We start from the raw sequence: 10,395 nt of genomic DNA, 5'->3' as shown, positions 1-10,395 counted from the left end.
CGATCCCGGTCACGCATGAACCCTGCTCACCTACAACTGGGTGCACTCCGACCTACAACACCGGCCAAAAACCACGAATAGTTCGAAATCGAATACGCACGCGTACCAGTAGAAGTGATCCTGTTGCGCGATCCGCGGAACAGGACTTGGTGGCCTCACTCCCCCGCAGCCGGGCGCCTGAGCGCTGAGTTCCGCGTCGTTGCAGGGTATGCCCGTCGTCGATCGAGTTGATCTCGAAGCCAGGGCCGGCGATTTCGGTGATCTCGGTCTGCAGTGCCTTGGTGTGCTTGTCGGGGTCGAAGCCGGGGGCAGTTTCACCCTGACGCGTTCGGTTGTGGATGCCACTCGGTCATCCTTCGGGGGAGGCGATGGGTTCTACCGATGAACATGCGTAGACCTGCCTGCAGGATCGGCGGCGACGCAAGCAGCGCCAGCTGCACAGATACCGGCATCCACCCCCGGCTTAGGCCTCGACGACCTCGATGATGGCGAAGCGCTTGGAGGCCTCGAATTCGGGACCGCCCAGTGGAGCCCCCGGGTACGTCAGTACGGCGTAGGTCCTGGGAATGAGATCCCGTGCGACCGTGATCTCGAAGCTGTACTCGCCCGCGGCGTCTGCGATCGTCGATTGCTCGTCCATCACCATGCCGTCGGACTGAGCGATCCCGAAGTTGATGCTGATCTGTTGCCCTGGCTGATAACCGCTGCCGTTGATCGTGAACGAGGCACCCTGAGTGACGGTCGCACTCGCCACGCCGTACTCGGGATCGGGTGTGACAATCACGCCTGCAGATGCCATGGGATCCGGAACGGCCTCGATGGTGGGAGTCGCCGCCGGAGCTACGGGTACTGCGGGGGTTTCCACTGACTCGGTAGCGGGAGGGACGACGGCGGGCACAGTGGCTGGAGCCTCCGGTGCGGCCGACCCCGCCGCAGGGACTCGGGTTGGGGCGGCAGCGGAGGTCGTTGTAGGGGTGGCGGACGGCTTCTGTGCGCTGGCAGATGTCGAAGCTGGCTTGGCGGTAGCCGTGGGAGCGCCAGCAGGCTTGCCGTCAGGAGTACTGGCGCAGCCTGCGAGGAGAACGGTGATCATAGCGAAGGCGAGGAGAGAAGGCAGCTTGGCCACGGATAATCCTGAGAACGAAGTGGTACGGACGGCGAGGAGTTGCCGACAAGAACCCTGTTCTGATGCATCCCCCCAGGCGGACAGTACCGTCGATGGGGTCTGTGAGATACGGCGCCGAGGCACCGTGTGCAAATCGTGATCATTGGCGCCTCGGCCGGCGGATACCAGAGCGGTCAGCTGCGCTGGAGACGCACTGCCGACCGGGTCTCGACCGCCTATGACGGGGCCCTGGATCTCTCCCCCGAACAACTGAAATCAACCGCCGACCATTGACCTTACGTCGACCCATGTTGACGGCGGTTATACGGCCCCGGACCAGACAGCTTCTCTTTCTGCGTCGGCAGGGCCTGGAACGGCATCTACAAGGTGGGCCAGTTCGGGCACTTGGCCAACATCGGCGCCTTCAATCTCGGTAACGCCCTCGGTGCATGGATCGGCGGCATGACCATCAGCGCCGGCCTCGGCTACACCTCACCGATCTGGGCAGGTGCCGCCATCACCCTCGCCGCGGTTCTGGTGCTCGGTCTATCCATGACCCACAACCGGCGGACGGCCCACGATGCACGGCAGGTACGGAGCGGGACTCTTCACCAGCACTCGTCCCCTGACGGTCAGCGCGTCCGCAGGGGTACGCGTTGGCGGCCGTCGGCGTCGAAGTTGGCGGGGTCGAGCCACTTCTCGAACGCGTCGCGCACGGGAGGCCAGTCGTGGTCGGTGAGGGCGAACCAGGCGGTGTCGCGGTTGCGTCCCTTGTAGACCACAGCATGGCGGAACGTGCCTTCGTAGGTGAAGCCGAGACGCTCGGCGGCCTTGCGGGAGGGTCCGTTGAGGCTGTCGCATTTCCACTCGTACCGGCGGTATCCGAGATCGTCGAAGACGTAGCGCATGAGGAGGAACTGCGCTTCCGTGGACATCGGGGTGCGCTGGAGGGCGCGGGAGAAGACGACGGACCCGACCTCGATGACCCCGTTGGCAGGGTCGTGCCGCATCAGCGAGAGCGTGCCGAGCGCACGGCCGGGGGCGCTGTCGATGACGGCGTAGTGCAGGGGGTCGCGGCTCTTCGCGGCGGCGATCGCCCAGTCGCGGTAGGACCCCGGCGTCGGGAACGGGCCGAACGGCAGGTACGTCCAGTCCTGTGCGTCGGACGCATCCGCGTAGACGCCATAGAGGTCGTCGACGTGCCGGTAGGGATCGAGGCGTTCGAGCGTGCAGTACCGTCCCGGAAGCGTTACAGCATCCGGGAGCCCAACCGGCGCCCAGGCCGGTACCGGATCGCCGATGGGCTGCCCGTACTCGTTCGCCGCCATGGGCATTCCTCCCGCGTGGCTCATGCGCTGGCCGGAGCGGCGTCATAGGTGACCCAGTGGGTGCGCGCCGCGACCTGGTCGTAGAGCGCCTGGGCCCGGTGGTTGTCGTCCGCGGTGATCCACCGCACGACCGAACGCCCTTCCGATCCCGCGATTACGGTGAGACGCTGGATCAGCGCACGCGCGGCTCCCTTGCCGCGGGCCTCGGGCGCGGTGAAGAGGTCATCGAGCCAGATACCGGCAGTGCCGGTGGAAGGACGCGGGAAGCGACGGTAGTGACCGATCGCCACGATGCCGTCTCCGGACTCGGCAACCAGGGCGTGGCATTCGTGTCCGGGGTCCATGAGCCAGCCCCACACCCGCGAGACCACTTCCTCGGATTCTTCCAGGCGGTAGAAGTCGCGGTAGCCGCGGAAGAGCTCGCGCCACCGGAGTTCGTCGGAGGGATCGAGCGGACGGACGGAGACGGTCCGGGTATCAGTCATGAGCGGTGTGGAACTTTCTGAACTCTGGTGGTGGCAGGCGGCGTGGGCCGCCGGGCGGCATCCTGCTGCCGCCCTTTCACGGTACGAACGGTTCCGGTTCGGCTGCAATGCCAGAAAAGTGCGAAGAAGTTGGACCAGTAAGATCACGGACATGCGCCATGCCTTCCCGCTGAACCTCGTGCTCCAGACCGCGCCGCCGCCCGGGCTCTCCGCGCGCCAGCATCTGACCGGGCAGTTGCGTGCGGCGCTGCTGTCGGGGCAGGTGGCCGCGCGCGAGCCGCTGCCCTCGACCCGGGCACTCGCCGCGGCGATGGGTGTCTCACGCGGCACCGTCGTGTCGGTGTACGAGGACCTGGCCGGGGAAGGGTACGTCGTGAGCCTGCCGGGTTCCGGCACCTTCGTCGCCGACGATCTCCCCGACCCCGGAGCGCAGCCCACTCCCGTTCGGCCGATACGGGCATCGAGAAATCACGGCGCTTCCCCGCTGGACCACGCTCCCGACGGAATCAATCTGTCGCCGGGGAGCCCGTCGACCGGCTTCCACGCGAATCGCGATTGGGTGGCGGCCTGGCGCAACGCGGTGAAACACGACCTGCCCTCCCTTCCGCCGCCGCCTGCGGGTGACCAGGGTCTGCGTTCGATGATCGCCGATCATCTGCGGGCCGCCCGAGGCGTGCAGTGCAGTGCCACCGAGATCGTGGTGACCGCAGGCACGAGCGACGGACTCGGGCTGCTGCTTCACGGGTTGCGCGCAGAAGGCCCGGCAGGTGCGCGTATCGCAACCGAGAACCCTGGGTATCCCACGGCGCGAAAGGTGGTCACCCACCTCGGAGCAACCCCGGTCCCGATCCCGGTCCGGGACGGCGGCATCGACCCGGACGCACTCGCCCGGGCACCAGGACCGTTCGCCGCAGTGCTGCTTACACCGAGCCACCAGTACCCTCTCGGCGGCAGGCTGCCGGTCGCGGCACGCCTGGCAATGCTCGCTTGGGCGAACGACACCGGCGCGATCATCATCGAGGACGACTACGACAGCGAGTTCCGGCACGGCGCACCATCCTTGCCCGCCATCGCCTCCCTCGACAGCGGGCACCGGGTCGCACTGATCGGCAGCTACTCCAAGACACTCACACCCTGGCTGCGCTGCGGCTACCTCGTCATCCGGGACCCCGATCTGCGCGCCCGGGTCCTCGAGGTCCGCGAGACCCTCGGACAGCCCGTGTCCGGCCTCGTCCAGACGGCCCTCGCAGAGTTTCTGCGCAATGGCGGTCTACGTCGCCATCTGGTCCGGGTCGGGCGGGAGTACGCGCACCGGCGTTCCCTCGTCATCGCCGCTACCGCCGGCCTCGCCCCGCACATCCGACTGGACGCTATCGAGGGCGGCCTGCACGCCGCCCTCTCCTGGGAAGACTGGAAACCAGCCGGAGACATCGTCACACTCCTGTCGGAGCGGGGCATCCAGGTCGCCCCACTCGAGGCCTACTACCACGCCGGGACCCATCCCCACCGGCAGGGCATCGTGTTCGGCTACGGCGCGACGACCGACCTGCAGCTGCGGCTCGCCCTGCAGGAGATCGCCACCGTCCTCAACACCAGGGAGTGATTCAGCGTCGTACTGCCAGCCGCTCCACGCGCGGGGACCAGGGGAGGAGCCGCCCCGAGTACACTCGGAACGCTCCGGGAGTTCGTCCCGGCGGGAGCGAGCGGGGGACGCGGATGGCGCAGGATGCACCTGTCAGGACGGTGCTCGTGGGCTTCGGGCACGGCGGCCGGGTCTTCCACGCCCCGCTGATCGCCCACGACCCGCGCTTCGAGCTCGCCGCGATCGTGACGGTAAGTCCGGACCGACAGCAGGCGGCTAGGAGCGTGTACCCCCGCGCCGCCGTCGTCGGGACCCTGGACGACGCCCTCCAGGCGGTGCCGGACCTGGACCTGGCCGTTCTCAGCACGCCCAACGCGACCCACGCGCCGCTCGCTACGGCCGCGATCGGCAGGGGATTGCACGTCGTGGTCGACAAACCCTTCGTGGTGCGCTCGGACGACGGCGAACGCCTCATCGAGGGTGCGCGGGCGGCGGGCCGCCTCCTCGTGCCGTTCCACAACCGGCGGTGGGACGGCGACTTCCTGGCTGTGCGGTCGGCCGTGGAGTCGGGCTCCCTGGGCAGGATCCGGACCTTCGAATCCGCGCTGGAATCCTGGAAGCCGTCGATCACCAAGCAGTGGAAGCTGGAGGCCGGACCCGGGGACGGCGGGGGAGTCCTCTACGACCTCGGTCCGCACCTGATCGACCAGGCCCTCACCCTGTTCGGCCCTGCCGTCCCGGCGTTCGCCGAACTCCGGCTGGACCGCGAGGGTGCCCGGGCCGACGACTCCTTCTTCCTCGCTCTCCAGCACAGCAACGGCCTCACGAGCCACCTCCATGCGGGAACCCTCGTGCCCCTGGCTCGTCCCCGGTTCCGGGTGACGGGCGACGGCGCCGCCCTCACCATCACCGGCACGGACCAGCAGGAGGACCTCCTCGCGGCCGGGGTGCTGCCGGGTGAGATTCCGGGCAGGGCCGCGGATCCGGACCACGTCGCTGGGCTCCTCGTGCGGAACGGGCACACCGAACCGTTCGCCGTCCGACCCGGCACGTACACCGCCTTCTACGCCGGCCTGGCGGCCGCCATCGAGGGAAGCGGCCCGCCGCCGGTGGCCGCGGAGGACGCGCTGGAAGTGGTGCGCATCATCGAGCAGGTGCATGCGGCCTTCCCTGCCCTGCGCGGAGCGGGGAGGGCCGCTGGGCGGGGACGCTAGACCAGCGCCGCCCAGTCCTCGACCAGGTCGAGACCGTGGGCCTGCGACACCGAGTGGTGGGCCACGGTGCCCGACGCGACGTTGAGGCCTCGGGCGAGCGCCGGATCGGCGTGGAAGGCAGCACGAACGCCCTTGTCCGCGAGCGCGAGGGCGTAGCGGAGGGTCACGTTGGTCAGGGCGTAGGTCGAGGTGTTGGGGACGGCGCCCGGCATGTTGGCCACGCAGTAGAACAGCGACCCGTGCACGGTGAAGGTGGGGTCCTCGTGGGTCGTGGCGTGCGAGTCCTCGAAGCATCCGCCCTGGTCCACGGCGATGTCCACGAGCACGCTGCCGGGCTTCATGCGGGCCACGAGCGCGTTCGTCACGAGCTTCGGCGCCCGCGCTCCCGGGATGAGGACGGAACCGATGACGAGGTCGGCCTCGAGCACGGACTTCTCGATCTCCAGGGAGTTCGAGGCAACGGTCTTCACGCGGCCCGTGTACAGGGCGTCGAGCTCGCGGAGCCGCGCGATGTTGATGTCGAGGATCGTGACCTCGGCGCCCGTACCGACGGCCATCGCGGTCGCATTGGTACCCGCGACGCCTGCTCCCAGCACGACCACCTTGGCGGGACGGACGCCCGCGACGCCACCGAGGAGCAACCCGGGACCCCCTGCAGGGGCGGTCATCACCTGGGCGCCTACCTGCACGGAGAGCCGGCCGGCTACCTCGGACATCGGGGCGAGCAGGGGCAGGGTCCGTCCGTCCTGGACGGTCTCGTAGGCGATGGCCGTCACCCCGGCGTCGAGGAGCGCCCGGGTCAGCTCGGGCTCCGCTGCGAGGTGGAGGTAGGTGAAGAGGATGAGGCCCTTGCGGAAGCGGTGGTACTCGGCGGCGATGGGCTCCTTGACCTTCAGGACCATGTCGGCGCGCGCCCAGACGTCGTCGGCGGCATCGACGATCTCCGCGCCCGCGGCCTCGTACTCCGCGTCGGTGATGGTGGAGCCGACGCCCGCCCCCCGCTCGACCAGCACGGTGTGCCCGTGCGCAGTGAACTCGTGGACGCCGGATGCGGTGATGGCGACACGGTACTCGTTGTTCTTCACTTCTCTGGGGACGCCGATGATCATTGGGTTCTCCACGGGATCGGGATGGGCGGGGTAGGTCCAGAATAGGGACAGGACCTCAAGCCCGCGGCGGTTCCCCGACGAACGAGCGGCACCCCTGCGCAGCCCTGACGGGTTCGACGGAGCGTCGTGCCCGCCATTCCGCGGCTCTAGCGCCCTGTGAGCTGGACCACTAGCATCAGTTGCCTCCCGCCGCTGTCGACAGATGTCGAGTTCGAGAGCGGCAGATGTCGTCCGGGCCGTGCTGCCCGTCTACTGTGGGGCTGTGCAGAACCAGGTCATCGAGGACGTCGTCGAATCGATCGCGCAGAAGCTCGGGCGCGGCCTATCCCTCGAGGACCCCGACGGCGTGCTCCTCGCCTACAGCAGCCACCAGACCTCGGCCGACCGCGTAAGGGTCAACTTCCTGCTGAGCAAGAAGGTCCCCGCGGACGTGAGCGAGTGGCAGCTCCGCCACGGGATCGCGCGGGCCGTCCGCGCCGTCGCCGTACCGGCGAACGAGGAACTCGGGATGCTGGGACGCGTGTGCGTTCCACTGCTGGTGCGCGGTTTCCGGGTGGGCTACCTATGGGTGCAGCAGCAATCCGACGACGATCCGGCGGCCGGCATCCTGGCGGCCCTGCCGGCGGTCCGGCCGACCATCGACCGCCTCGCCGAACTGCTCCTCGAGACGGACACCGCGTCCTCCGAGCGCCGGACGCAGCGCGAGGCCACGTTCCTCGCGGCCTGCCGGGGTGTGGCCGCTGCCGTCGAGGAACTGCGGGGCTGGCGTGAACTCGGCGGCGGGCCCTGGCGCGTGGCAGTGGTGCACGAGCTGACCGATGCGGGGCCGGACGGGACGGCGGCGCCAGGAGGAACGGCCAGGGCGCTGCCCGGCTCCCGGGCGGGACGGGCAGCTCCCGGCCGGACGGAGCCGGCGGGGGGCGATGGCCACGATCCGCACGAGGCCGCCCTCCTTCAGCGGACCCTCGCTCTCCAGGCGACCGTCGGCGTCGCACCCGTCCTGTTCAGCGCCGGAGCCTCCGCCTTTGCCGTCCTGCTGTGCACCCCGGACATCGGGCGGCGGGCCCTGCAGGAGGTCCTCGACCGGTACCGCGACGAGGTGTCCAAGCGGGCGGGGCGTCCCGCCGGGCGCGTCGTCCTCGGGCTCGGCGAACCCGCAGCCGATCTCTGGGGCCTTACCGATGCCTTCGTCCAGGCGCAGCACACCGTGCAGGCGGCTGCGGTGGACCCGCAGCTCGGCGACGTGTCCTCCTACGCGGAGATCGGCGTCTACCAGTTCCTCGGCGCGGTGGGCTGGCAGGCGCCCGCGCAGGGCAGCGTGCACTTCACGGAGCTGAGCGACGCCGACCGCGTGGGCGAGCTCCTGCCGGTCCTCGAACTGCTGTACGACAAGAACGGCTCGGTGCAGGATGTCGCGGTGCAGCTCCACCTGCACCGCAGCTCCGTGTACAACCGTCTGGCGCGGATCCGGTCGCTCATCGGCGCCGACCCGCTCGGCGGTATGGTGCGGCTGGAACTGCACCTCGCGCTCAAGGCCCGGCGCTGGCGGTCCCGTCCCCGCTTCGAGCAGTCCTAGGACGCGGCCGGACCCGCCGGCTCCGGGGGAGCGGGCGGCGTGTTGGATGGATCCGTACGCCGCAACTGGCTGCGGAGCCATTCCTCGACGTCGGACCGCCGCAGACGACGGTGCGAGCCGCGGTACTCGACGGGGAGGGTGCCCGCATCCGTGAGCTTGCGCAGGTAGCTGTGCGAGATCCCGGCGAGTTCGGCTGCCTGGGATGTGGTCAGCAGCTCGGCCACCGAGGTCACCTGGACGGCGTCGCCGTCGGACAACCGGGCGAGGAGGTCGACGACGGCGGCCTGCGCCTCGGCGGGAAGCCGGTGGGCGGTGCCATCCACGAACACCGTCACGTCGGCACTGTCGGTAAGGGCCCGCCTCAGGGGGCCCGCCTGCTCGGGTGGGAGTGCTGCTGCGGATCTCGGGGCCCTGGCCGTCATAGGGACATTGTGCCAGCCGGTGCGAACCCCCGCCCACGCCGGCCGGGGGCAGCAGGAGGCCCTTCGCTTCCGCAACGCGTAGCGGGTGCCTATATTTAGATGTAAGTACCCTTACTACTTGCTTCCAGCGTCGGTTGCAAGACTGGACGGTGATCATGATGACAACTATCGATTCGGGGCGGAGCGTGCGTACCAGCAGCTCCTCCTTCTTCCGGGTGGACACAGGTGAGGCACCCTCCTGCCCCCGCTGCGGGACCGATGAATACCTGATCTTCGAGGAATTCGTCCCGGCGCGGCAGGCGGACCATTCCACGGACCTGATCCCGGCGAGCGCGAGCTACACCTGCTCCGAGTGCGGCACCTTCAATGCGCACTCGGTCCCGGTATCCTGGCGCCCGCCGCAGTGGTTCTGGTACAGCTGATCCCCTGATCCCCTGATCCCCTGATCCCCTGATCCCCTGATCGTCGCCGGCTGATCGGTCCGTCCGCTGTGGGGGTGCGTCCTCCGGCAGCGGCCGGACGGCCCGCGAGCTGTTCCACGCTGCGCTGACCGATCGGTAGCAGCAATCCGCTCCAGGTCCACCATTGCCAGGCCGCGGACGGGATGCCCGCGTTCCCGCGTGCTCTCATATGCTGGAGCAACTACCGCGGCGACCATCCTCCCGAGGAACGGCGCCCGGACGACGGCACCGGGAGGATGAGGCAGTGACGACGGACAGCAGTGCGGACCCGCAGAGCCTGCCGAGCCGGGCCGCGGATGTCATCGAACAGGTCTCCGACACGCGTGCGCTCGATGTCACGGCGCGGCTGGGGTTCGCGGCGCTCGCACTGGTGCACGTCCTGATCGGCGCCATCGCCCTGCGCCTCGCTTTCGGCGGCAATGGTGAGGCGGAGCCGACAGGCGCGCTCGAGGAGGTGGCCGAGGGCCGGCTCGGAACACCGATCCTGTGGGTCTCCGCGATCGGCTGCGCAGGCCTGGCGCTGTGGCAGTTCAGTGAAGCGACGCTGCGCGCGCGGCATCTCCCCACCGGGAAGCGGATCGGCAAGCACATCTCCTCCGGTTCGCTCGTCCTCATCTATGGATCCATGGCCGGCACGTTCGCGCGCTTCGCACTCGGTGACGGACCCGACTCCTCGGAGTCCACGGTCGACTTCACGCGGTCCCTCATGACCTCGGACTTCGGGGTCCTCCTGGTGTTCGTCGCAGCAGGCGTCATCCTCGGGATCGGGGTGCACTTCGTGGTCAAGGGCGTGCGCCGCGGCTTCCGGCCGGAACTCAGGAAGTTCGAGGACACGCACCGCGGGCGGGTCATCGAGATCGTCGGCGTCGTGGGGCACGTGGCCAAGGGGCTCGCGCTGCTCCTCGTGGGCAGCCTGTTCGTCCTTGCCGGCCTGGACCGCAATCCGCAGGAATCGACCGGGCTGGACGGCAGCCTCAAGTCGCTGCAGTACCACCCGGTGGGCGTCTACGTCCTGACGGCGATCGCCGTCGGCCTCATCTGCTACGGGGTCTTCGCGGTGATCCGTTCCATCTTCGGCCGCATGTGAGGCCACGCGGCCGCACGCGGGACCCT

Annotated in this window: 11 protein-coding genes and 1 pseudogene; 7 read left to right on the top strand and 5 right to left on the bottom strand. The window is 69.1% G+C overall.

The genetic code is table 11. The annotated features are described in order from the left end of the window. Positions 1–463: 463 nt before the first annotated feature. Entirely contained in the window at positions 464–784 is a 321-nt protein-coding gene (locus ACX80I_RS12425; RefSeq protein WP_459345427.1) for a hypothetical protein, read from the bottom strand. A gap of 468 nt (positions 785–1,252) precedes the next feature. Here ACX80I_RS12425 and ACX80I_RS12420 point away from each other — a divergent pair, with 468 nt between their 5' ends. Together ACX80I_RS12420 and ACX80I_RS12415 are read left to right on the top strand one after the other, a co-directional pair. Then, positions 1,253–1,399, top strand: a complete 147-nt coding sequence (locus ACX80I_RS12420; RefSeq protein WP_459345426.1) for a hypothetical protein — start codon at positions 1,253–1,255, stop codon at positions 1,397–1,399. A 114-nt stretch (positions 1,400–1,513) separates the two neighbouring features. Then, positions 1,514–1,675 (top strand): annotated as a pseudogene (locus ACX80I_RS12415) (MFS transporter); the annotation flags it as partial. Between the two features lie 62 nt (positions 1,676–1,737). On the opposite strand, the gene ACX80I_RS12410 reads toward ACX80I_RS12415, so the two are convergent. Both ACX80I_RS12410 and ACX80I_RS12405 read right to left on the bottom strand, forming a co-directional pair. Then, positions 1,738–2,433: a GNAT family N-acetyltransferase gene (locus tag ACX80I_RS12410; RefSeq protein ID WP_459345425.1), complete on the bottom strand. Its 696-nt coding sequence runs from the start codon at positions 2,431–2,433 to the stop codon at positions 1,738–1,740. Positions 2,434–2,453: 20 nt separating this feature from the next. After that, on the bottom strand, positions 2,454–2,918 hold the full coding sequence (locus ACX80I_RS12405; protein WP_459345424.1) for a GNAT family N-acetyltransferase: 465 nt from the start codon (positions 2,916–2,918) through the stop codon (positions 2,454–2,456). 151 nt (positions 2,919–3,069) lie between these two features. Here ACX80I_RS12405 and pdxR point away from each other — a divergent pair, with 151 nt between their 5' ends. Next, positions 3,070–4,521 (top strand): MocR-like pyridoxine biosynthesis transcription factor PdxR, encoded by a 1,452-nt coding sequence (pdxR, locus tag ACX80I_RS12400; RefSeq protein ID WP_459345423.1) that lies wholly within the window; start codon positions 3,070–3,072, stop codon positions 4,519–4,521. A gap of 113 nt (positions 4,522–4,634) precedes the next feature. After that, positions 4,635–5,714 carry a Gfo/Idh/MocA family protein gene (locus tag ACX80I_RS12395; RefSeq protein ID WP_459345422.1) on the top strand — a complete coding sequence of 360 codons (1,080 nt, stop codon included), beginning with the start codon at positions 4,635–4,637 and terminating at the stop codon, positions 5,712–5,714. Here ACX80I_RS12395 and ald read toward each other — a convergent pair. Further along, positions 5,711–6,823, bottom strand: a complete 1,113-nt coding sequence (ald, locus tag ACX80I_RS12390; RefSeq protein WP_459345436.1) for an alanine dehydrogenase — start codon at positions 6,821–6,823, stop codon at positions 5,711–5,713. The genes ACX80I_RS12395 and ald overlap by 4 nt on opposite strands. 262 nt (positions 6,824–7,085) lie before the next feature. Here ald and ACX80I_RS12385 point away from each other — a divergent pair, with 262 nt between their 5' ends. Then, positions 7,086–8,399 (top strand): PucR family transcriptional regulator, encoded by a 1,314-nt coding sequence (locus ACX80I_RS12385; RefSeq protein ID WP_459345421.1) that lies wholly within the window; start codon positions 7,086–7,088, stop codon positions 8,397–8,399. On the opposite strand, the gene ACX80I_RS12380 is transcribed toward ACX80I_RS12385, so the two are convergent. Next, a complete protein-coding gene (locus tag ACX80I_RS12380) occupies positions 8,396–8,734 on the bottom strand; it encodes a helix-turn-helix domain-containing protein (protein WP_459345420.1) in 339 nt (112 codons plus the stop codon). The two genes, ACX80I_RS12385 and ACX80I_RS12380, sit on opposite strands and share 4 nt — an antisense overlap. A 242-nt stretch (positions 8,735–8,976) precedes the next feature. On the opposite strand from ACX80I_RS12380, the gene ACX80I_RS12375 reads away from it, so the two are divergent. Next, complete coding sequence (locus ACX80I_RS12375; RefSeq protein ID WP_459345419.1) at positions 8,977–9,243, top strand: hypothetical protein; 267 nt, start codon at positions 8,977–8,979, stop codon at positions 9,241–9,243. A gap of 283 nt (positions 9,244–9,526) precedes the next feature. Beyond that, positions 9,527–10,369 carry a DUF1206 domain-containing protein gene (locus ACX80I_RS12370; protein WP_459345418.1) on the top strand — a complete coding sequence of 281 codons (843 nt, stop codon included), beginning with the start codon at positions 9,527–9,529 and terminating at the stop codon, positions 10,367–10,369. Positions 10,370–10,395: the final 26 nt, after the last annotated feature.

It is taken from the genome of Arthrobacter rhamnosi, from assembly GCF_054510855.1.
Note: the sequence above shows the minus strand (reverse complement) of the source record. Positions and strands in the feature narration are given on the sequence as shown.